17 protein-coding genes are annotated in these 22,575 nt (G+C 72.7%); 14 read left to right on the top strand and 3 right to left on the bottom strand.

The features are described 5' to 3' along the window. The first annotated feature begins 111 nt into the window (after positions 1 to 111). The gene (locus ACWD38_RS12975; RefSeq protein ID WP_450124112.1) at positions 112 to 1,629 is read left to right on the top strand and encodes a hypothetical protein; all 1,518 of its coding nucleotides are present in this window, start codon (positions 112 to 114) and stop codon (positions 1,627 to 1,629) included. A 405-nt stretch (positions 1,630 to 2,034) separates the two neighbouring features. Here the strand turns inward: ACWD38_RS12975 and ACWD38_RS12970 are convergent, their stop codons facing one another. Further along, on the bottom strand, positions 2,035 to 3,720 hold the full coding sequence (locus ACWD38_RS12970) for an L-lactate permease (RefSeq protein WP_343071607.1): 1,686 nt from the start codon (positions 3,718 to 3,720) through the stop codon (positions 2,035 to 2,037). A gap of 169 nt (positions 3,721 to 3,889) precedes the next feature. Here ACWD38_RS12970 and kduI point away from each other — a divergent pair, with 169 nt between their 5' ends. Genes kduI through ACWD38_RS12955 form a run of 3 tightly spaced genes read left to right on the top strand, consistent with a single transcriptional unit; the run spans position 3,890 to position 6,233 of the window. After that, the gene (gene kduI, locus ACWD38_RS12965) at positions 3,890 to 4,711 is read left to right on the top strand and encodes a 5-dehydro-4-deoxy-D-glucuronate isomerase (RefSeq protein ID WP_450124111.1); all 822 of its coding nucleotides are present in this window, start codon (positions 3,890 to 3,892) and stop codon (positions 4,709 to 4,711) included. 8 nt (positions 4,712 to 4,719) lie between these two features. Further along, a complete protein-coding gene (locus tag ACWD38_RS12960) occupies positions 4,720 to 5,478 on the top strand; it encodes an SDR family oxidoreductase (RefSeq protein WP_184483545.1) in 759 nt (252 codons plus the stop codon). Next, complete coding sequence (locus ACWD38_RS12955) at positions 5,475 to 6,233, top strand: IclR family transcriptional regulator (RefSeq protein ID WP_450124110.1); 759 nt, start codon at positions 5,475 to 5,477, stop codon at positions 6,231 to 6,233. The genes ACWD38_RS12960 and ACWD38_RS12955 overlap by 4 nt, the downstream gene beginning before the upstream one ends. Before the next feature lie 258 nt (positions 6,234 to 6,491). On the opposite strand, the gene ACWD38_RS12950 is transcribed toward ACWD38_RS12955, so the two are convergent. Further along, positions 6,492 to 6,980 carry an inorganic diphosphatase gene (locus tag ACWD38_RS12950; protein WP_184483541.1) on the bottom strand — a complete coding sequence of 163 codons (489 nt, stop codon included), beginning with the start codon at positions 6,978 to 6,980 and terminating at the stop codon, positions 6,492 to 6,494. A gap of 297 nt (positions 6,981 to 7,277) precedes the next feature. On the opposite strand from ACWD38_RS12950, the gene dacB reads away from it, so the two are divergent. The 9 genes from dacB to folK all read left to right on the top strand — a co-directional run bounded on the left by dacB (position 7,278) and on the right by folK (position 20,513). After that, positions 7,278 to 12,485, top strand: a complete 5,208-nt coding sequence (dacB, locus tag ACWD38_RS12945) for a D-alanyl-D-alanine carboxypeptidase/D-alanyl-D-alanine endopeptidase (RefSeq protein WP_450124109.1) — start codon at positions 7,278 to 7,280, stop codon at positions 12,483 to 12,485. Positions 12,486 to 12,543: 58 nt separating this feature from the next. Then, a complete protein-coding gene (locus tag ACWD38_RS12940; protein WP_184483537.1) occupies positions 12,544 to 13,650 on the top strand; it encodes a zinc-dependent metalloprotease in 1,107 nt (368 codons plus the stop codon). Between the two features lie 121 nt (positions 13,651 to 13,771). Continuing rightward, positions 13,772 to 14,749 (top strand): tRNA lysidine(34) synthetase TilS, encoded by a 978-nt coding sequence (gene tilS, locus ACWD38_RS12935; protein ID WP_184485861.1) that lies wholly within the window; start codon positions 13,772 to 13,774, stop codon positions 14,747 to 14,749. A 34-nt stretch (positions 14,750 to 14,783) separates the two neighbouring features. Further along, the gene (gene hpt, locus ACWD38_RS12930; RefSeq protein WP_184483535.1) at positions 14,784 to 15,341 is read left to right on the top strand and encodes a hypoxanthine phosphoribosyltransferase; all 558 of its coding nucleotides are present in this window, start codon (positions 14,784 to 14,786) and stop codon (positions 15,339 to 15,341) included. A gap of 216 nt (positions 15,342 to 15,557) precedes the next feature. Next, a complete protein-coding gene (gene ftsH / locus ACWD38_RS12925; protein WP_184483533.1) occupies positions 15,558 to 18,059 on the top strand; it encodes an ATP-dependent zinc metalloprotease FtsH in 2,502 nt (833 codons plus the stop codon). 100 nt (positions 18,060 to 18,159) lie between these two features. Further along, positions 18,160 to 18,795, top strand: coding sequence for a GTP cyclohydrolase I FolE (gene folE, locus ACWD38_RS12920; RefSeq protein ID WP_184485848.1), 636 nt, complete (start codon positions 18,160 to 18,162; stop codon positions 18,793 to 18,795). Further along, positions 18,795 to 19,640 (top strand): dihydropteroate synthase, encoded by an 846-nt coding sequence (gene folP / locus ACWD38_RS12915; RefSeq protein WP_450124108.1) that lies wholly within the window; start codon positions 18,795 to 18,797, stop codon positions 19,638 to 19,640. The genes folE and folP overlap by 1 nt, the downstream gene beginning before the upstream one ends. Beyond that, positions 19,633 to 20,010 carry a dihydroneopterin aldolase gene (gene folB / locus ACWD38_RS12910; protein ID WP_184483529.1) on the top strand — a complete coding sequence of 126 codons (378 nt, stop codon included), beginning with the start codon at positions 19,633 to 19,635 and terminating at the stop codon, positions 20,008 to 20,010. Before folP ends, folB begins: the two co-directional genes overlap by 8 nt. An 8-nt stretch (positions 20,011 to 20,018) precedes the next feature. Continuing rightward, positions 20,019 to 20,513: a 2-amino-4-hydroxy-6-hydroxymethyldihydropteridine diphosphokinase gene (gene folK / locus ACWD38_RS12905; RefSeq protein ID WP_184483527.1), complete on the top strand. Its 495-nt coding sequence runs from the start codon at positions 20,019 to 20,021 to the stop codon at positions 20,511 to 20,513. A 118-nt stretch (positions 20,514 to 20,631) separates the two neighbouring features. Here folK and ACWD38_RS12900 read toward each other — a convergent pair whose 3' ends face one another. Next, the gene (locus ACWD38_RS12900) at positions 20,632 to 21,579 is read right to left on the bottom strand and encodes a helix-turn-helix domain-containing protein (RefSeq protein ID WP_450124107.1); all 948 of its coding nucleotides are present in this window, start codon (positions 21,577 to 21,579) and stop codon (positions 20,632 to 20,634) included. Positions 21,580 to 21,711: 132 nt separating this feature from the next. Here ACWD38_RS12900 and ACWD38_RS12895 point away from each other — a divergent pair, with 132 nt between their 5' ends. Beyond that, a complete protein-coding gene (locus ACWD38_RS12895) occupies positions 21,712 to 22,176 on the top strand; it encodes a DUF3180 domain-containing protein (protein WP_184483523.1) in 465 nt (154 codons plus the stop codon). Positions 22,177 to 22,575 lie beyond the last annotated feature (399 nt).

Genomic DNA, 22,575 nt, shown 5'->3' with positions numbered 1-22,575 from the left:
CCGGTGTGCGGCGTCACCGGTTGCGGCGAAGATCAGCGTCACCTGGACGGGGGGCCGTCGTTGATATGTGCGGTGACGCTCGTCACCGATGTGCCGATGGAGGGCATACGGATGCGATCAGTTCGACCGCTGCGTCGTTTCACCGCGGTGACGACGGTGTCGCTGGCCGTCGCAGGGTTGGGGATGCCCGCCGCGTTCGCGCAGACCACCCCGGTGCCGACGCCGGTGGACCCGGATCAGCCGCCCGCGCTGGAGTTGCCGGTGCAGCCGGGGCCGATCTCCGCGGAGGTGGGCACCGGGATCGGCGTGGTGCGGGTGCTGCCGGGAACGGTTCCGGGGGAGAGCATCTTCGACGATCCGGCCTACGAGGACGCGTTGCGCAAGCAGTCGCTGATCGAGCTCGGCCTGGGGTTGGCGAAGTCGAAGGCCGACTCCGGCGCGTACCTGGCGCACGAGCGGGCGACCGCCGAGGCCGCGCCGTTCGGTGCCGCGATCGGCGGGTATTCGCCGCAGGTTCCGGGTGCGTCGGTGGTGCAGACGGCGGTGCCGGACCACGCGGAGCCGACGGTGACCGGGGTGCGGCCGCCCGCGTCGCCCGCTGATGCGCTGGTGAAGCTCGGTCTGCTGGAGGGGAGCGCGCACGCGCGGTGGGACGACCGGCTCGGTCCGTGCGTGTCGCCGATCTCGGAGGCGAGCAGTTCGCTGGGGAGCCTGTCCGCGGTGAACGTGCTGCCCGCGTTGCCGGACGGGCCGCAACAGGTCTCCGAGCTGCTGCCCGCGGAGCAGCGGGACGCCCCGGAGGCGGCGCTCGCCGGGGAGATGCCGGGGTCGCTCGCGCGGCTCGGCGGGCTGCTTTCCGGTGGTGCGCCGACGGAATCGGGCGCGGGATCGTTGCTGAACGTGCCGGACGCGGTGCGCGCGCAGTCCCGCATCGAACTCGTCGACGTGCCGGGTTCGGCGGGCAAGGCGGTGCGGGCGACGTCGGCGATGCAGCTGGCGAGCGTGCGGCTGCTGTCGGGCACTCCGCAGGAACTGCGCGTGGACGTGGTGAGCGAGCCGAAGTTGACGGTCACCGCCACGGGCGACCCCGAAACGTCCACTGTGGATTACGAGGCTCCGGTGCTGCGGGTGTCGCAGGGCGGCCGGGAGCTCGTGGTGATCGACGCGGCGAATCCGACGGCGGACCTGCCGATCGGGCTGCCGGGCGCGCCCGGCGAGCTGCCGGTCGTGGGGCCCGCGCTCAACGAGCGCGTGCTCGACATCGGCGTGCTGCGGCTGAGCATCGGTGAACTCACCGAGGAGGCGCAGGGCACCGAAATGCGGGCGGGTGCGCGGTTGTTCGACCTGAAGCTGCTGCCCGGGACCGCGCTCGGCATGCCCGACGCGGCGCTGGCCCACGTGACCTTCGGCGAGCAGACGGCTCGGGCGGGAGCGCCGGAAGGCGGCGTGGTGTGCGAGGTTCCCGCGCAGCAGCAGCCCGCACCGGCGCCGCCCGCGCAGGGTGCCGCCGCCCCGCCGCTGGCGAAGACGAGCGGCGCGTACTACACGATTCCGCTGTTCTGGACCGGAACCGGCCTGCTGCTGCTCGGCGGCGTGCTCGTCGCCGCGGTGCCGCGCCGGCAGCAGTGATCCGGCGAGATCACCGCGCGGCGACGATGATCTGCGGTGCGGCGGTGTCGTCCCCCTACCCCGAATTGGGGGAGGACGCCGCCGACGGCAGGGTGGAGCGCGGAGTGAACGGACCGTTCGTCCGATCAGACCGGACGAACAGTCCGTTCACTCCCCTCAGGCTCGTTCTCGGCGCCCGTGTCTTTTCCAGGTGAGCGGGGGTATTTGTCGTTGTCTTGTCAGCGGCGGAGCCGCTGAGCAGTGACCACCCTGCCTGCCGGCACCGCAGCGGGTTCTCAGTGGCTTCCTCGCGAGGACGGCTTTTTCCCTCGTGGCGGAGCCACTTGGGAAAAAGATCCCGCAGCGAGGAAGCCACTGAGGTTCCGCCACCCGCCCCCTGCGCAGGTCGAGATCAAGGGCAGGCGCTCAAGGGAGCATCCAGCTCAGTACCGGGGTCGACTGCAGGTAGACCAGGGTGCACATGAGGAGCAGGAGCAGGAGGCTCCAGCCGAAGACGCGGCGGAACAGCTCGCCTTCGCGTCCGACCAGTCCCACCGCCGCGGTGCCGATCGCCAGGTTCTGCGGCGAGATCATCTTCGCCATCACGCCGCCGGAGGAGTTCGCCGCGCCCAGCAGCACCGGGTCCGCGCCGATCTGCTGGGCGGCGGTGGTCTGCAGGCCGCCGAACAGCGCGTTCGCACCCGCGTCGGTGCCGGTGATGGTGACGCCGAACCAGCCCACGACGGGCGAGAGGAACGCGAAGAACGCCCCGGTGCCCGCGAGCCAGACGCCGAGCGTGGTGATCTGCCCGGACAGGTTCATCACGTAGGACAGCGCGAACACGGCGAGGATCGCGAGGATGGCCCAGCCGAACTGCCGCAGCGTCCGGCCGTAGACGAGCACGGCGTCCTTCGGGCGCACCCGCAGGAACGGCAGCGCCAGCAGGCCGGACAGCAGGAGCAGGGTCCCGGTGGCGGAGCCGATGGCGAACTCGTACTCGGTGTCCACGGGAGTGCCGGCGGCCGTGAGCACGGTGAGACCGGGCCAGTCGAAGCTCCAGGTCAGCGTTTTCAGCGGTGCTTTCACGGAGTCGAACTGCGCGAGCGCGAAGACCAGCACGATGATCGCGTAGGGGGCGAAGGCGCGCAGCGTTTCGGCGCGGGAATCCGTTGCGGGCGCGGACGTTTCGGCCTGCGGGCGGGCGGTCGTGGTGAGCGCCGCGGGTTCGGTGGGCGCCGGAGCGCCGGACGCGTCTGCGTCCCGGTCGTCGGGGAGCAGCGCCGCCGTGACCGGTTCGCCGGGGCGCCACACCCGGAGCAGCAGCAGGATCGCACCGGCGGACACGATCGCCGCCACGATGTCCGCGAGCTGGTACGACAGGTAGTTCGAGGTGAGGAATTGCGCTGCGGCGAACGAGATCCCGCCGACCAGCGCGGCGGGCCACGCCTGCCGCACGCCGCGGCGCCCGTCGGCGACGAGCAGCAGCACGAACGGGACGACGACGGCGAGCACCGATACCTGGCGCCCGGCGACCGCGCCGAATTCCGCGGCGGGCAGGCCGGTGACCTCGCCGAGCACGGTGATCGGGTTGCCCATGCCGCCGAACGCGACGGGCGCGGTGTCGGCGACCAGCGCCAGCGCGGCGGCCTTGAGCGGGGAGACGCCGAGCGCGATGAGCATGACCGCGCAGATCGCGACCGGTCCGCCGCCGCCGGCGAGCGCTTCGAGCAGTGCGCCGAAGCAGAAGGCGATGACGATGGACTGCACCCGGATGTCCTCGCCGAGCGTGCCGAACGCCCGGCGCAGCACCGCAAAGTGTCCACTGTGCACGGTCAGGTTGTAGATCCAGATGGCGTTGAAGGTGAGCCAGAGGATGAGCAGCAGGCTCTGCGCCATGCCGTACAGCCCGGCGTCGAGCGCGAGCAGCGGTGGCATGTCGTAGCCCGCGACGGCGACGACGAGCGCCACGCCGAGGGTCGCCAGCCCGGCCCAGTGCGCTTTCCAACGCAGTCCGCCGAGCAGGAACAGCAGCGTGACCAGGGGCAGCAGCGCGAGCAGCGCGGACAGCAGCAGGGAGCCGGTGGGATCGGGGCTCTGGTGGTAGGGCGGCACGGTGACCTCCACAGACCCGCCGAACGGCGGGTTGTTCCGAAAAGCAGAACGGGGTTCCATATTCGGTGACGGCCATGGTGACCCCGATCACCGTCGACTGGCTATCGGCCGCCCGGCCCAATTCCCGGCGAACGGCCGGTCCGCCCGGTCCTGAACGAGGAGGCTCCGCATGGAGAACCGGCACGCCACGCACCCCGACCAGGTGCCCGGCTTCGACACCGACGCGCTGCGCGCCCACTACCTGGTGCCCGACCTGTTCGCGCCCGGCGAGATCCGCACCGTGCACTCGCACCAGGACCGGGTGGTGCTCGGCGGTGCCGTTCCCGGGCCGGGGCAGGTGCTGGAGCTGACCGCGGAACCCGCGCTGCGCGGCGAGTTCTTCTGCGAGCGCCGCGAACTCGGCGTGATCGCGCTCGGCGGGCCGGGCACCGTCATCGCCGACGGCACCGAGCACCGCCTGGAGCACCGCGACTGCGCGTACGTCGGGGTCGGCACCCGCGAGGTGGCGTTCCGCGGCGACGGCACGCGGTTCTACCTGGTCTCCGCTCCCGCGCACGCGGCGCATCCGACGCGGGTCGCGCGGCACGCAGACACCGAACCCGCGCGGCTCGGCGCGCAGGCCACCGCGAACGTGCGCGAGTTGCGCAAGTACGTGCACACGGCGGGAATCGCCTCGGACCAGCTGGTCATGGGCGTCACCGAACTCGCCGAGGGCAGCGTCTGGAACACCATGCCCGCCCACACCCACGACCGGCGCACCGAGTGCTACCTGTACTTCGACCTGCCCGCCGAGCACCGGGTGCTGCACCTGCTGGGCGAGCCCGGCGAGACCCGGCACCTGGTGGTGGGCGACGAGCAGGCGGTGGTCTCGCCCAGCTGGTCCGTCCACAGTGGAGCCGGTACGCACCGGTACGGTTTCGTGTGGGCGATGGCCGGGGAGAACCAGTCGTTCGACGACATGGACCACGTGGCCGTCGCGGAACTGCGGTAGGGGTGGGCATGAGCGCTGAACTGTTCTCGCTGCGCGGGCGGACCGCGCTTGTCACAGGTGCGCGCACCGGGATCGGCCGGGCGATCGCCCTAGGACTCGCCGGAGCCGGTGCCGGTCTGGTCCTGCTGGGGCGCGAGGGCACGCTCGACGAGGTGACCGAGCAGGTGCGCCGGCGCGGTGCCGAGGCCGAGGCCGTCGGCGTCGACCTCGCGGACCCGGCGGCGGCCGAGCAGCGGCTGCGCGCGGCGTTCGCCGAGCGGCAGGTCGACGTGCTGGTCAACAACGCCGGGATCATCCACCGGGAACCCGCCGCCGAGGTGTCCTACGCGGATTGGCGGCGAGTGCTCGACGTGGACCTCGACGCGGTGTTCCTGCTCAGCAGGCTCGCCGGGGAGCGGATGCTGGCCCGCGGGCACGGGAAGATCATCAACATCGCTTCGCTGCTGTCGTTCCAAGGCGGCGTCCGGGTGCCCGCGTACGCGGCGGCCAAGCACGCGGTCACCGGGCTCACCAAGGCGCTCGCCAACGAGTGGGCGTCGAGCGGGGTGCAGGTCAACGCCATCGCGCCCGGCTACATCCGGACCGATCAGACCGCCGTGCTGCAGGCCGACGAGCAGCGCGAGCCGGAGCTGCGCGGACGCATCCCCGCCGGGCGCTGGGGCGAACCGGACGACCTCACCGGGGCCGCGGTGTTCCTGGCCTCGGACGCGTCGAACTACGTCAACGGGCACGTCCTCGTCGTCGACGGTGGTTGGATGGCCCGGTGACCAGCACCACCGAAGGGCCGGGCGCGGTCCGCAAGGCGCTGCGCGTGCTCGAAGCGCTCGCCGACCACGGCCGCGTCACCGAGCTCGCCGCCGCCACCGGCCTGCCCAAGTCGACCGTGCACCGGCTGCTGCAGGTGCTGGTGGAGACCGGTTTCGCGCACAGCGACGACACCGGCTACCGCACCGGGGACCGGGTGCTCGCGCTGGCGGGAAAGGTGCTCTACCGCTTCGATCCGGCCGCGCAGGCCGATCCGGCGCTGGTGCGGCTGCGCGACGACACCGGCTGCACCGTGCACTTCGCGATGCGTTTCGGCGGTGAGCTGCTGTACGTGCACAAGGTCGAGCCGGACAAGCCGTACCGGATGGGCTCGCGGATCGGCATGCACTTGCCGTGGCACACCAGCGCCATCGGCAAAGCGGTGCTGGCGGAACTGCCCGCCGACGCCGTCGGTGAGCTCATCGGTGCCGGTGACCTGCCCGCGCGCACCGCGAACTCGCTGACCACCCAGCGCGAGCTGCACGCGCAGCTCGACGAGGTCCGGGCCGCCGGGTACGCGCTCGACGACGGGGAGAACGAGCTCGGCGTGCGCTGCACCGGCGCCTGCGTGCGCGACCACTCCGGTGCCGTCGTCGGCGGAGTAAGCGTCTCGACGCTCGCCCTGGAGCACGACATGACCCGGTTGCGCGAGTTCGGCGACCGAATCCGCGCCGCCGCCATGGACGTCTCCACCGCCCTCGGCCACCAACCCCGCTGACCCCACGACGAAGGCCCTCCCCGATCCGGGAAGGGCCTTCGGTGCAATCTTCTGATCCTCGTCCTGTCAGCGGCGAAGCCGCTGAGCAGTGACCGGCTAGAGCAAGCCGACCACCGGCGGGTTCTCAGCGGGTTCCTCGCGAGGACAGCTTTTTTCCTCGTGGCGGAGCCACTTGGAAAAAAGATCCCGCAGCGAGGAAGCCGCTGAGGTTCCGCTGAGCGACCCGCTAAGCAGGCCGTTCCAAGGAAGATCCGGGTCTCAGTGGCCCTGTTCCTTGGCTCGTTCGTAGGAGCGCTTGATCTCCGCCTCGGCTTCGGTGCGACCGACCCAGGTGGCGCCTTCGACGCTCTTGCCGGGCTCCAGGTCCTTGTACACCTCGAAGAAGTGCTGGATCTCCAGGCGGTAGAACTCCGCCAGGTGGTGGATGTCGCGCAGGTGCTCCTGGCGCGGGTCGTCCGACGGGACGCAGATGACCTTGTCGTCGCCGCCCTTCTCGTCGCGCATCCGGAACATGCCGACCGCGCGCGCGGTGATCAGGCATCCCGGGAAGGTGGGCTCCTGCACCAGCACCAGGGCGTCCAGCGGGTCGCCGTCTTCGCCGAGGGTGTCCTCGACGAAGCCGTAGTCGGCGGGGTACTGGGTGGCGGTGAACAACGTCCGGTCCAGCCGGATCCGGCCGGATTTGTGGTCCACCTCGTACTTGTTCCGGTTCCCCTTGGGGATCTCGATGGTGACGTCGAAGTCCACGCGGTTCCTCACTCGTTCTCGCCAGCTTGCTCGTCGAGACTGTGCCCGACCGTCCGGCCGCCGTTGCCAGGCCGGTCCCGCATCCCGGTCCCGTACATCGTCAGTGTCCTGACCTGCGATGATTTCGTCGTTCACCGCACGGCGTCACCCGAGGTCGAGCGGCAGGCTCACACGTCGGAGTGGCCGCCCGTGATGCGGCACGACCACGTCTAGTGTGGACCACGGCCGCGCGCCGAGCCCCACCGCAGTGCGGCAGCTCGCATCTGGCAGTCTTGCGAACCGTCGAGGAGGAAGCCCGTGCCCGAACCCCACAGCCTCAGGGGTGAGGTGTCCGAGCCCGACGCCACCGAGCAGCCCGCCACGGAAGCGGCCGCCTCAACGGCGGGTTCGCAGGGCGATGAGCAGGGGCGGAGCGCGGACGCCGAGCATCCCGAGCGGGATCGCGCGCGTGCTGATGAGCAGCCTTGGCCGACGGAGCACCAGGCGGAGGAGTCCGCGGGCGACGATCCCGGCTTTCCGGTGGAGGACCAGGGGACGACCGCTGAGGCGGCGGCGGGTGCTTCCGCCGGGGGCGAGCGGAACGAGTCGGCCTCTTCCGGCGATGAACAGCCGGTGAACACTGAAGCGTCCGGTGCCGAGACCACGTCGACCGGCGGGAACACCGAGAAGGCGTCCGCGCGGGCCTCGATCACGGGCACGGTCCGGATCGACCAGGACGAGAAGGCCGATCGGGCGGACGGCGATCGGGATTCCGGGCGGTCGTCTTCGGAGCAGGCCGACGAGACCGCGGTGGAACCATCGAATTCCGCGGACGAATCGCGCGCTGGGGACGCTGAGACCGGGGCGGCTGGTTCCGGGGACGGTGGTTCCGGCGCTGAGGAAGCCGAGCCCGTTGGTGCCGAGCGGGCCGGTTCGTCCGGCGATTCCGGTGCGAGCGGTGCCGGTTCCGGCGGATCGACGGCCGGTGGTTCCGCGGCCGAGTCCGGGACGAGTGGTTCCGCGACTCCGGACGACGACCAGGCCGGGGGCGATTCGGAGGCTGGGGCCGCGGGTGCGGTCGGCGGCGGTGACGCCGAGCCCGAGGAACGGCCGGATGAGAGCACGACCGAGGGCGGTTCCGCGGAGCCGGACGGACGGCCTGCGTACTCGGTGGCGGCCGAGGGCGCCGCGCGGGCGCAGGACGAGGACGCCGCGTCAGGTGGGGAATCCGCTGAGCAGGGCTCGTCGAGCGAGGCCGAGCAGCGCGACGACTCGTCGGACGCGAGCTCGGACACGGCTGCGGCGATGAGCAGCGGGTCGACGGTGCGGGGCACCCTCGACGAGGACGCGCCGAGCACGCCGGGCACCGCGCCGGTGGCCCGAGCGGTGGGCTTCGTCGGCTCGGTCGAGCCGAACGCCGGGCGGCAGGCCGCCGCGCACGACTTCTCCGGCTGGCAGACCACGGGGTCCCGGGTCACGGGAATGATCTCGGGCGCGGAGACCGCGGAGACCCGGGATTCGGCAGGGCAGGGCACCGGGGGTTCGAAGGACGAATCGGAGACCTCCGACGCCGCTGCCACCGATTCCTCCGCATCCGAGAAGTCCGATTCCGCTGCCGGTGAGCCGGAGAACGCGGACTCGACGGCTGGGGAGGACGGGACTTCGAAGGCGGAGTCCTCGGACGCGACCGCTGCCGACTCCGGGACTTCGGAATCGGGGAGCGCGGCATCCACCGCGGCGGACTCGGGCACGACCGGCCCGGACGACACCTCGTCCACCACCGGCTCGGACGCCGGGGAGGACCAGGCCTCCGCCCAGGACGGCACCCGAACCGACGCGACCGGTGCACCGGCGCAGGCGGAGCGTCCCGCCGAGGCGGAAGCCGAGTCGACGACGGACTCGGACGAGCCCGCGCCCACCGGCGACTCGGAGGACGCGAGCTCCGCCGGCCAGCAGGAACCCGGGCGGACGCACGATGATCAGCGACCGGCGGCCTCGTCGGAGGTCGGCGACGACTCGTCCCGGCCGGAGACGGCCGCGCAGGACGAGCCACCCGCACCGGAAGCGGCGGAGCAGGAGCCGGACCAGGGCGATTCGGAGCGGCCCGGCGGCTCCGGCCGACCGAGCTGGATCGGCGCGGGCGCCTGGCCAGAGACCACCGCGACCGAGACCACGGCCGCCCAGACCACGTCGACCGGGACCACGTCGACCGGGACCACGTCGACCGAGACCACGTCGACCGAGACCACGTCGACCGAGACCACGGCCGCCCAGACCACGTCGACCGGGACCACGCCCGCCGAGACTCCGGCCGCTGGGTCCGCCGCGACGGCGGCGCCCGAGACCGAGGACACGGCGTCCGGGACCGCGGCACCCGAGCCCCCAGCCCCTGAGATCGCGACCTCTGAGACCGCGGCACCCGAGCCTGCGACCTCCGGGACCGCGACCTTCGGGACCGCTGCGGACGAGAGCGCGGTGGCTGAGCCCGCCGAGCAGGCTCCCGCCGATGGGACCGGCGCAGCACCGGAAGCCCTCGATGACGCCGAAGTCACCGGCCCGCAGCCCGCGGTCCCGGCCGATCGCGTCGAGGACGTCGAGGTCACGGGGCCGCAGCGGCCGGTACCGGCCGCCGAACCGGAGGCGCCCGGCGCTTCCGCCGTGGACACCGCGACGGCAGCGCAGGCCGAGCCGACCGACGACGTCGAGACGACCGGCCCGCAGCGGGCGGTGTCCCCGGACGAGCCCCGGACCACCGGCGACTCCCGGACCGAGCCGGTCACCGAGACCGAGTCGCGCGGTGACGCGGGACCCGCGACCGAGCGCCTCGACCGGCGGGCGATCGCGGAGCACCGGCCGGACACCGAGCGCCGCGACGACACCGCGGCGCAGGAGGCGGCGCCCGCCGCCGAGCCGGAGGCCGCGGACTCGGCGACCGGCACCACCACCGAGGCGGCTCAGGACGCGCCCTCCGACGCCGACCAGGACGCCCCCGCTGACGTCGACGACCGCGATGCGCCCGCCGACGCCGAGGCTGACCGGGACGCGACCGACGATGTCGAGACCGAGCGGGACGCGACCGCCGACGTCGACGACCGCCGCGACGTCGACGACCGCCGGGACGTCGACGACCGCCGGGACGTCGACGACCGCCGGGACGTCGACGACCGCCGGGACGCGGACGAGGAGTCGCGGGACGCCACCGCGGACGTCGCCACCGGCCGCTTCGGCACCGCCACCGACGCGACCGCCCGCGTCGACCTGCGGCGCGAGGACCAGCGCGAGGACGCGCTGCGGGACCGCCCGGCGCCGGACACCGCCGCCGAGACCGGCCGCGCGGACCGCGACGAGTGGCCCACCGCCGAGCAGGCGCGCGTCGAAGCGGAACCCGAAGAACCCGAGTCCGACGGCGACGACTCCGCGTTCACCGCGGACGCCGCCGCGTCGCCGCCCTCGTCCACCGATTCCCGGCCGCGCGTCGAGCCGCCGCCCGCCGTGGACTCGGCGTTCACCGCGGACGCCGGCACCCCGATCGGCCCCGCGCCCGTCGAGCAGACCCAGCAGTTCCGGCGGATCGAGGACACCCAGCGGTTCAGCCTCGCCGACCTCGAACAGGAGACCCGGCGCCGCGAGCAGGCGGGCCAGCCGGAGGACTCCCGCCGGACCGACGGCCGCGCGGAGTCGCCGCAGGCGTTCCGCGAAGGCGACGGCCCCGCCACCGACGACCGGCCCGGCCCGCAGACTCCCGGGCCGCAGCGACCGCAGGCGTTCGACCCGGGCCCGCCGACCACCCGGATTCCGATCGTCCCGCCGGCGCCGCCGCAGCCCGCGCGGCCTCCGGTGCCGGGACCGTCGGACGCGGAGCGGACGCAGCAGTTCCGCCGCCCCGACTTCACCGGCCCGCCTCCCGCGCCGCAGGCCCGGCAGTCCGCCCAGGCCCGGCCCGCGCCGCCCCGACCGGCGCCGCCGCAGCAGCCGAGCCCGCCGCCGCCCGCGCAGCCGCAGGACTTCGCCGCGCCCGCTTCCTTCCAGCAGCAGCCGCACCAGGACGCGCACCGGGCGACGCCGCAGCGCATCGAACCGCAGCCCGAACCCGAGCAGGACCACGACGAGCACGACCACCAGGACGAGCGCCCGGCCGCTCCCGCGCCGCGCCGCAAGCTGGCGACGGTGCTGCTGGCGGTGCTGACCGTGGTCGTGCTCGGAGCGGGGCTCGCGGTGGGGGTGCCCGCGCTGATCAGCGGGCTCAACGCCGCGCGGCTCGCCGACGCTCCCGCGCCGGTGCGGCTCGCCCCGTCGATCCGCCCGGTGGGCACCAGCGCGCCCGAGCCCGGCCGGTCCGGGGTGGAGGCCGCAGTGAGCGAGCCGCTGGCGAACCCCGTGCTCGCCCCCGTCACGGGCGCCGTGGTCGACGTGCAGTCCGGGCGCACCCTGTGGGAACGCGACCAGAACCGGCCGATGATGCCCGCCTCCACCGGCAAGCTGCTCACGATGAGCGCGGCGATGCTGGAGCTCGACCACGACGCGCGGTTCACCACCAAGGTGGTGCGCGGGTCCGAGCCCGGCAGCGTGGTGCTCGTCGGCGGCGGCGACCCGACCCTCACGACGCTGCCCGCGGGCGAGGAGTCGGTGTACCCGGGAGCGGCGCGCTTCGACGACCTCGCCGCGCAGGTGCGGGCCGCGACGGGCGGCCAGGTCACGTCGATCCAGGTCGACACCAGCCGCTACCGGGGCGAGTCGACTGCTCCCGGCTGGCTGCCTGAGGACATCCCGGCCGGGATCATGGCGCCGATGGAGTCGGTGATGGCCGACGGAGGTCGCGCGGACCCGACCGACGACTACGGAACGCGCACCCTCTCGCCGGCGGCGAAGGCGGGCGAGGAGCTCGCCTCCCGGCTCGGGGTGCCGTCGTCGGCGGTCTCGGAGGGAACGGCGCCGAACAACGCGCAGGCGCTGGGATCCGTCGACTCGCCGACCATGCGCAAGCTGATGGAGACCACGCTGATCCACTCGGACAACGTGCTCGCCGAAGCGCTGGCCCGCGAGGTCGCGATCAAGACCGGCAACGAGCCGTCCTTCGCCGGTTCGGTGAAGGCCGTGCGCGAAGTGCTGCAGCGCAACGACGTCGACCTCACCGGCGTGCAGATGTCCGACGGCAGCGGCCTGTCCACCCAGGACCGGATCCCGGCGAAGGTGCTGGCGGACCTGATGGCCACCGCGACCGCGCCCGAGCGCGACGGCGGGCTCTCGCAGCGGAGCTCGAAGCTGCGGGCGCTGCTGACCGGGCTGCCCGTCGCGGGCGGTTCGGGCAGCCTCGCCGACCGCTACGGCGATGGCGACGGGCGCGGCTGGGTCCGGGCGAAGACGGGCACGCTGGACGGGGCGAACAGCCTCTCCGGCACGATCCTCACCCAGGACGGCAGGCTGCTCGTGTTCGCGCTGATGTCCAACAGCACGGCCGCCCCGGACTCGGTCCGGCCCGCCCTCGACGAGGTCGCGGGCGCGATCCAGCAGTGCGGATGCCGCTGACCGGACGCGCCGCCGCAGCGGTGTCGCGGCCCAGCTCACCCGGAGTACGGTCGGTTTCGTGACTTCGCGATCCGCCACGCTGCCGCCCCGACCGAACAGCCGGGACGGAGCGCGGCGGACGCTCGACTGGGACCTCGCCGCGGCCACCGCGGGCCGGTTGATGCAGACCGGCCCCGAGGTCTCCCGGTCGGAGGCGGCGCACGCGGTGCGCGAGCTCCGCAGGGCGAGCGTCGCCGCTGAGACCCACGTGCGGGAGCTGACCGGGCTCGGCTTGGACCTGCCGGTGCTCGAAGGCGACGTGGTGGACCGCACCGAGTGGGTGCGGGCCGCGGCGCGCGGGCTCTCCGAGCTCACCGGTATCGCGCTGAACTCCCGTTCCACCGGCAGCGACCTGCTCGGCGGGCTCGGCGTGCGCGGCGCGGGCGTGCAAGCGGGGCTGGTGCTGTCGTACCTGGGCACCAAGGTCCTCGGGCAGTACGACCCGTTCCTGCCCAGCGACCAGGGCACCCGGCCGGGGCGGCTGCTGCTGGTGGCGCCGAACATCGTCGCGGCCCGCCAGGCGCTGGACGTGCCCGCGGACGACTTCACCATGTGGGTGTGCCTGCACGAGTCGACGCACCGGTTGCAGTTCAACGCGGTGCCGTGGTTGCGGGACCACTTCGCCGACAGCCTCGGCATGCTGCTGTCCGACCTGGACTCCTCGCCCGGTGAGCTGCTGAGCAGGCTGCCCGGCGCGGTGCGCGGGGTGCGGGCGGGGCCCGACGCCCAGTCCAGTCCTGGCGTGCTCGGCCTGGTGGAGCTGCTGCAAGGTCCCCGGCAGCGCGCCGCGCTCGATCGGATCCTGGCGCTGTCGACCCTGCTGGAAGGCCACGCCGATCACGTGATGGACGCGGTGGGCCCGGAGGTGGTGCCCAGCGTGGCGACCATCCGCCGCCGGTTCACCGAACGCCGCCAAGGCGGCGGCCTGCTGGACCGGCTGCTGCGCAGCGTGCTCGGCGTGGACGCGAAGATGCGCCAGTACGCGCAGGGCGCCGCGTTCACCCGGCACGTGGTGCGGGAGGTCGGCATGGACGGGTTCAACGCGGTGTGGACCTCACCGGAGCACCTGCCGACCCGCGCCGAGACCACCGACCCCGCCGCCTGGCTGCGCCGCGTCCACGGGTGAAAGCCCGCTCCGCTTCGGGGCGAGCGGCGGACCGAGCGCCCGGTGCGCGTCCGCCGGGGACCACAATGGGGCGGTGACCTCCGCTTCTGATCGTCGCGCGCCCGTCGAGGCGGGGCCCGCGATGCTCGAGGTCCGTTCCGCGGTGCGGGGTTTCCTCGCCGCCACCGCCGAGGTGCGGGACGCGCCGCTGGTGGTGGCTTGCTCGGGCGGAGCGGATTCCCTCGCGCTCGCCGCCGCGACCGCCCACTGCGCCCGCAAGCAGGAGCTGCGGGTCCGCGCCCGGGTCGTCGACCACGGCTTGCAGGACGGTTCCGCCGAGGTCGCCGCGCGCGCCGCCGATCAGCTCGCGCGGCTCGGGTTCGCCGACGTCGCGGTGCTGGCGGCGCGGGTGACCGGCCCCGGCGGCCCGGAAGCGGCGGCGCGGCGAGCCCGGTACGCCGAGCTCGACCGGGCCCGGCCCGCCGGGGCGGCCGTGCTGCTCGGGCACACCCTCGACGACCAGGCGGAGACCGTGCTGCTCGGCCTCGGGCGCGGCTCCGGCGCCCGCTCCATCGCTGGCATGCGCCCGTGGGACCGGCCGTGGGCGCGCCCGCTGCTCGGCGTCTCGCGGGACACGACGGTGCGGGCCTGCGCCGAGGCCGGCCTGCGTCCGTGGCAGGACCCGCACAACGGCGAGAGCCGGTTCACCCGTGTGCGGTTGCGCACAGAGGTGCTGCCGCTGCTGGAGGACGTGCTGCAGGGCGGCGTGGCGAGCGCGCTGGCCCGCACCGCGCGCCAGCTGCGGGAGGACGCCGACGCCCTCGACGAGGTCGCCGCGACCGTTCGCGCGCAGGTGGAACGGGGTGCGGAGCTGGATGCGGCGGCCTTGGCCGCGCACCCGCCCGCGGTGCGCCGCAGGGTGCTGCGCGGGTGGTTGCTGGAGCGCGGGGTCGCCGAGCTCTCCGACGCCCACCTCCGCGCGGCGGACGCGCTGGCCGGTGCGTGGCGCGGTCAGGGCCCTCGTGCGCTGCCGGGCGGCTTTGTGCTGCGCCGGGCGCATGGCAGGCTTCAGGTGGAACGTGGTGGACGGGGAACCGCCGGGCCGGTGAGCGGCGGGTGAACGTGCACCCAACAGCGAGAGGGGAAGCCGGTCCGTGTACGACGGCGACATCGCTTCAGTGCTCATCACCGAGCAGCAGATCCAGGACAAGACGGCCGAGTTGGCCAAGCAGGTCGCCGAGGACTTCCAGGACGCCAGAGGCGGCGATCTGCTGCTGGTGGGCGTGCTCAAGGGCGCGGTCATGTTCATGACCGACCTCGCCAGGGAGTTGCCGCGACCGACGCAGCTCGAGTTCATGGCGGTGAGCTCGTACGGCTCGTCGACCTCGTCCTCCGGAGTGGTACGGATCCTCAAGGACCTGGACCGGGACATCGCGGGCAGGCACGTGCTGATCGTCGAGGACATCATCGACTCCGGCCTGACGCTGTCCTGGCTGCTGAAGAACCTGGCTTCGCGCAACCCCGCCTCGCTGGAGGTGTGCACGCTGCTGCGCAAGCCGGACGCCGTGCAGGTGGACGTGCCCGTCCGCTACGTCGGGTTCGACATCCCGAACGAGTTCGTCGTGGGCTACGGGCTCGACTACGCGGAGCGCTACCGTGATCTGCCCTACATCGGCACCCTCGATCCGAAGGTGTACACCTCCGGCCGGTGAGGAGCGCGCCTGCTGGGAGCAGGTGTGGGAAAGGTCCGGTTCCGTTCGGGGGTAGGCTTGTCGACCTGCACAACGCTCGGCGTGGTGGCGCGCTCGCGGCGGCCGGTACGCTGGTCCGAGGGGGTTGACGGCGGCGACGGTTCGTGCGCCGTTCACCGGTGCCGTTGCCCGAAGTGAAGTCAGGGAGGGTCGAGGCCGACCGCCGGCCGCAAGTGAATGGACCTCAAGCGCCTGCTCCGTAACCCGCTGCTTTGGATCCTGGCGGTGTTAGCGCTGATAATGAGCCTCAGCGTGCTCTTCGATGAGACCAAGGCCTATCAGCAGGTCTCGACCTCCGAAGCTCTCCGGCAGATTTCCGAGGGCAAGGTAGCCGAGGCGACCATCCAGGACAAAGAGCAACGCGTCCTGCTGAACCTCAAACAGGGTCAGAGCTTCGCCAACAGCAATCAGCTGATGGCGCAGTACCCTGCCGGCGCCACCGACGCGGTGGTCAACGACATCCGGCAGGCGAACGTCGACAAGTGGAACACCGAGGTCACCCAGGACTCGTTCTGGACGCAGATGTTGATCTATCTGCTGCCGATCGGTCTGCTGGTGCTGCTGCTCATGTGGATGATGAACAACGTCCAGGGCGGCGGGAACCGGGTGATGAACTTCGGCAAGTCCAAGGCGAAGCAACTCACCAAGGACATGCCCAAGACGTTGTTCAACGACGTCGCCGGCGCCGACGAGGCCGTCGAGGAACTCCACGAGATCAAGGACTTCCTGCAGAGCCCCGGCCGCTACCAGGCGCTGGGCGCGAAGATCCCGAAGGGCGTGCTGCTCTACGGTCCGCCCGGTACGGGCAAGACGCTGCTGGCCCGCGCGGTCGCCGGTGAGGCCGGCGTCCCGTTCTACTCGATCTCCGGTTCGGACTTCGTGGAGATGTTCGTCGGTGTCGGCGCCTCCCGCGTCCGCGACCTGTTCGAGCAGGCCAAGCAGAACGCGCCGTGCATCATCTTCGTCGACGAGATCGACGCGGTGGGCCGCCAGCGCGGTGCCGGCCTCGGCGGCGGGCACGACGAGCGCGAGCAGACGCTGAACCAGCTGCTGGTAGAGATGGACGGGTTCGACTCGCGCGGCGGCATCATCCTGATCGCCGCGACGAACCGCCCGGACATCCTGGACCCGGCGCTGCTGCGCCCGGGCCGCTTCGACCGGCAGATCCCCGTGTCGGCGCCGGACATCCGCGGCCGCAAGGCGATCCTGGACGTGCACTCGAAGGGCAAGCCGTTGGCGCAGGACGCCGACATGGACGGTTTGGCCAAGCGGACCGTCGGGTTCTCCGGCGCGGACCTGGAGAACGTGGTCAACGAGGCCGCGCTGCTCACGGCCCGCGAGAACGGTCAGTTGATCACGGGTGCGGCTCTGGAGGAGTCGGTGGACCGCGTGGTCGGCGGCCCGCGCCGCAAGAGCAAGATCATTTCGGAGCGGGACAAGAAGATCACCGCGTATCACGAGGGCGGGCACGCGCTGGCCGCTTGGGCGATGCCGGACGTCGATCCCGTCTACAAGCTCACGATCCTGCCGCGCGGCCGCACCGGTGGGCACGCGCTCGTCGTCCCCGAGGACGACAAGGACATGATGACCCGCTCGGAGATGATCGGGCGCCTGGTGTTCGCGCTCGGCGGCCGGTCCGCGGAGGAGCTCGTGTTCCACGAGCCCACCACCGGTGCCTCCAGCGACATCGAGCAGGCCACGAAGATCGCCCGCGCGATGGTCACCGAGTACGGCATGACCGCTCGGCTCGGCGCCGTCAAGTACGGCAAGGAGGAGGGCGACCCGTTCCTGGGCCGCTCCGCCGGGCAGCAGGCGAGCTACTCGCACGAGGTCGCGCACGAGATCGACGAAGAGGTGCGCAAGCTCATCGAGGCCGCGCACACCGAGGCGTGGGAGGTGCTCAACACCTACCGCGACGTGCTCGACGATCTCGTGATGGAGGTCCTGGAGAAGGAGACGCTGGTCCGCAAGGACCTGGAGCGGATCTTCGCCAGGGTCGAGAAGCGGCCCCGGATCACGGCGTTCAACGACTTCGGCGGGCGCACCCCGTCGGAGAAGCCGCCGATCAAGACTCCGGGCGAGCTGGCCATCGAGCGCGGCGAGCCGTGGCCCCCGCCCGCGCCCGAACCGGCGCAGGCACCGCAGGCCCCTGCTCCCGGTCCGAACGGTTCGGTGCCCGCGGGCGCCGTCCCGGCGGGTCAGTACAACCAGGGCCAGCAGCCCCAGGGCGGGCAGGGCACGGTCCAGTTCCCGCACCCGCAGGGGCAGCAGCAGGCTCCGCAGGGCCAGTACCCGCAGCAGGGCCAGCAGTACCCGCAGGGCCAGCAGCAGTACGGCCAGCCGCAGGGCCAGTACGGCCAGCCGCAGGCCGTGCCGCCGAACTACGGCGCCCCGCCCGGCTGGACGCCGGCGACGGCGCCGGGCGGTGCCGGTCAGCAGCCGTACCAGCAGTGGGTCCCGTCCTGGGAGCGGTCGCAGCAGCAGCCCGCGGAGCAGAACCCCGCGGCCGGTGCGCAGCAGGCCCCGCAAGCGGGCACCGCGGCACCGGGCACGCCGCAGTCGGGGCAGGACGCGGGTGCCGACCAGCAGTCCGGCGCCCAGCAGCCCGACGCGCAGCAGTCCCAGCAGGCTCCGGAATCGGAGCAGCGGGGAGACGACAAGGGCGAAGGCGGGCGCTGACCGCCTCGCGCCGAGAGCGACAAGACCGAGAAGGGGCACCGTCGCACGTCGACGGTGCCCTTTCTCGGTTCGGTGTGAGCCGGTGGAGGAGCGACACGTGATCAGCAATCTCGGTGAGCAGTCCGGACGGGACGAGTCCCGGCCGGGTGATACCGGTTTCGATCGACCGGCTTTCGACCAGGAACGAGCGGCGGCGGCGGTCCGCGAACTGCTGCTCGCGGCGGGGGAGGACCCGGACCGGGAGGGCTTGCGGGACACGCCCGCCCGGGTGGCCCGCGCCTACCAGGAGCTGTTCGCCGGGCTCTACACCGACCCGGACGAGGTGCTCGACCGCACCTTCGACGAGGCGCACGAAGAGCTGGTGCTGGTCCGCGACATCCCGATGTACTCCCAGTGCGAGCACCACCTGCTGCCGTTCCACGGCGTGGCGCACATCGGCTACATCCCGAACGAGAAGGGCCGGGTCACCGGCCTGTCGAAGCTGGCGCGGCTGGTGGACCTCTACGCCAAGCGCCCGCAGGTCCAGGAGCGGCTGACTTCGCAGGTCGCCGATGCCCTGGCGCGGAAGCTGGAGCCGCGCGGCGTGATCGTCGTGGTGGACGCCGAGCACCTGTGCATGGGCATGCGCGGGGTGCGCAAGGCGGGTTCGACCACGACGACCTCCGCGGTGCGCGGTATCTTCCGCAGCTCCGCCTCGTCCCGAGCCGAGGCGTTGTCGTTGATCAGGGGTTCGTGATGAGCGTGCTGCTTCCCCGGCCCGGCCGGTGCGCGGTGATGGGCGTGCTGAACGTGACGCCCGATTCGTTCTCCGACGGTGGCCGCTACCTGGACCGCAAGGCCGCGGTGGCGCACGGCGTCGAGATGTTCGAGGCGGGTGCGGACATCATCGACGTGGGCGGTGAGTCGACGCGGCCGGGCGCGGACCGGGTGCTGGCCGAGATCGAGATCGAGCGGGTGCTGCCGGTGGTGGCGGAGCTGGTCGATTGCGGGGTGCCGGTCAGCGTGGACACCACCCGCGCCGAGGTCGCCGCGGCCACCGCCGGAGCGGGCGCCTCGGTGATCAACGACGTGTCCGGCGGGCTGGCCGATCCGGACATGGCGCGGGTCGCCGCGGACACCGGGCTGCCGTGGGTGCTGATGCACTGGCGCGGCCACAGCCGCGACATGAACTCGCTGGCCGAGTACGGCGACGTGGTCGCCGACGTGCGCTCGGAGCTGCTGGCCCAGGTCGACGCGGCGTTGCGGGCGGGCGTCCGGGAGGACGCGATCGTGCTCGATCCGGGCTTGGGCTTCGCGAAGACCGGGGAGCACGACTGGGCGCTGCTGAACCGGCTGGGCGAGTTCGTCGGATTGGGCTTCCCGGTGCTGGTGGGCGCGTCGCGGAAGCGGTTCCTCGGCAAGTTGCTGGCCGATGATGACGGCACTCCGCGCGCCCCGGCCGGCCGGGAGACGGCGACGGCGGTGGTCTCGGCGCTGGCCGCGGACCGCGGCGCGTGGGCGGTGCGGGTGCACGACGTGCGCAGTTCGCTGGACGCGGTCGCGGTGACCGCGGCGTGGAACACCGGAGGGACCGTTGGCTGACCGGATCACGTTGACCGGGTTGCGGGTGCGCGGCAACCACGGCGTGTTCGAGCACGAGAAGCGCGACGGCCAGGAGTTCCTGGTCGACATCACGGTGTGGGTGGACCTGGCCGGTGCGGCGGCCGACGACGACTTGGCGCAGACGCTGCACTACGGCGAGCTGGCCCAGCGCGCGGCGGACGTCGTGAGCGGGCCGTCGCGGGACCTGATCGAGACGGTGGCCGCGGAGATCGCCGACGGCATCATGACCGATCAGCGCGCCCACGCCGCCGAGGTCACGATCCACAAGCCGTCCGCGCCGATCCCGCTGACCTTCGCGGACGTCGCGGTCACCATGCGCCGGTCCCGGCGCGCGGCGCGGAACGGCTGAGCGCGCCGATGAGCAGGGCGGTGCTGTCGCTGGGGTCGAACCTGGGCGACCGGCTGGCGCACTTGCGGTCCGCGGTGGACGGGTTCGGCGACGCGGTCGTGGCGGTCTCCCCGGTCTACGAGACGGCGCCGTGGGGCGTCACCGACCAGCCGGACTTCCTCAACGCGGTGCTGGTCGTGGCGTCCGCCGACGTGGACGAGTGGGGCTGGTTGCGCCGCGGCCAGGAGCTGGAGCGCGCGGCGGAGCGGGTGCGGGAGCTCCGCTGGGGGCCGCGCACGCTCGACGTGGACGTGGTCACCGTGGACGGCGTGCGCAGCGAGGACCCGGAGCTGCTGCTGCCGCATCCCGGCACGCCCGCGCGGGCGACGGTGCTGATCCCGTGGTCGGTGGTGGACCCGGACGCGGTGCTGCCGGGCCACGGCCCGGTGGGCGACTTGGTCCGGGCGTTGCCCGCCGCGGAATTGGACGCCGTGCACCGGCGAGACGACCTGCGCCTGAGTTGAACCGGCGCAACGGCCCGCTCGACCGGTCGGTCGAGCGGGCCGTTCGGCCCGGCCGGCGCGGACACCCCCGGGAATCCGCTCCGCCCGAGCCGGATCGGTGCCGTGTTCCCTGCCGCGATCAGGGCAGGGTGGCGCGGACGGCGTCGGCGAGCCAGTGCGCCTGCCGTTCGGTGGTGGGGTGCGGCGGCCACTCGTTGATGATCGCCAGCAGTTCCCAGTACCGGGACAGCCGCTCGTCGTAAGGCGCGCCGAAGCTGTCCGCGAGCTCGGCGCGCGCGGCCGGACCGTCGGTCGCGCCCTGCTGGCGCGCCCAGAGCTCGGCGGCGTGCTCGGCCAGTTCACGGCCGCGCTCGGAATCCGGGGAGTGCCCGGCCTCCTCGGCCCGCTCGACGTCTTCGAACAGCGTCCACCAGCGCGCGGCCTCCTCCTTCGTCTGCACCGGGGTGGCGTCCCCGCCGCCCTGCTGCGCGGCCTGCTGCTCCCACAGCCGCCGCACCGTGGCGCGGAAGTCGGGGTCGCCGACGAGTTCGGCGAGTTCGATCCACGCCTCGACCTGGTCGGTGCTCGGGTCGTCCGGCAGCTCCGGTTTCGCGGACCGCATCCAGGCGGCGAACTGCTCGTTCACCTCCAGCCCGCCGATGGTCTCGTCCCAGAAGTCGTCGATGATCCGGTTGCGTTCCGCGTCGGACATGGTCGCCAGCTTGTGCATGAGTTTCACCTCTTCGGTCGATCGGTTCAGGTGCACGACCGCCCGCAGCACCGCGCGGCGGGTTCGCAGCAACCGCATCTGGTCCTCCAGCAGGTCCAGTTGCGCTTCGGCGAGCCGCCGCACCGTGGTCTCCTCGGCGAGGACTCGGCGCACTTCGTCGAGCCCGGCTCCGAGCTCGCGCAAGGTGCGCACCAGTTCCAGCCGCGCCATCGCTGTCACGTCGTAGAGCCGGTACCCGGAGTGCGTGCGGTCGGTGGGCGGCACGACGCCGCTGTCGGAGTAGAACCGGATGGTCTTCACGCTCAGCCCGGTGCGCCGGGAGAGCTCTCCGATCGTGTAGCGCTGCGTGTCGTCCACGAGTGAGACCTTCGGCCTTCCAGTCGGGGGAGACTCAAGTCCTTTTCGCGAGCGGATCGTCGGCCGGTGCCTTGCCGTCCGGTTCCCGCGAAGTGCGATGCTGGAATCGTGGCACCTCGGCAGCAGGATCGGATGACGTTCACGCAGGCGCGGCAGTTGGTCGTGGCCGCCTTGATCGCGGCGGCCTTGGCGTACGTCGGTGCCCGGTCGGCCTACGGCGCGCTGCCCCGGTTGCCCGCGCCCGCGGGCGCGACGCTGCTGCTGATCGCGGTGGTCGACGTGGTGCTGGCGCTGACCTTGCGCCCCCGCATCCAGCGCAAGCCCGGCACGGAACCGGTCGACGCGCTGCCCGCGGCCCGCGCCGTCGCCTTGGCGAAGGCGTCCTCGATGGCCGGCGCGATCATGTGCGGCGTGTGGACAGGCCTGCTCGGCCACCTGCTCCCGCTCCAGGACTCGGTCCAGGCCGCCCGCGAAGACATGACCGCCTCCCTGATAGGCCTGATCAGCGCGGCCGCCCTGATCGCAGCAGGCCTCTGGCTGGAGCACTGCCTCCGCAACCCCGACGACCCGGAAGACCCCTACGAAGACGAAGACTGACCCCTCGCCCGCGAAGCGAACAACCACCTCCACCGCCCCAACCCCGAGCACCGGAACCAAGCCCCCGCCTCGCGCCGAAGCCGTGCAGTAGAGCGAGCAAGCCACGCCAGCCTCGCGACCAAAGGCCGCGCCGTGCGGCGAAGCCCTGCCTCAGGCGGCGAAGCAAAGCCTGCATTACGGCCGAAAGGCCGTGCTTCGCGGCGAAGCCGTGCAGTGGGCGGGCGAGAGCCACGCCTGCCTCGCGGCCGAAGGCCGTGCCTGTATGTGCGAAGCACATAGCCCACGTCGAAAAGCCGACCACCCGCGGGTTCTCAGTGCCTTCCTCGCGAGGACAGCTTTTTCCCTCGTGGCGGAGCCACTAGGGAAAAAGATCCCGCAGCGAGGAAGGCACTGAGGTTC

The sequence above is a fragment of the Saccharopolyspora sp. NPDC002578 genome (assembly GCF_053592695.1).
Note: the sequence above shows the minus strand (reverse complement) of the source record. Positions and strands in the feature narration are given on the sequence as shown.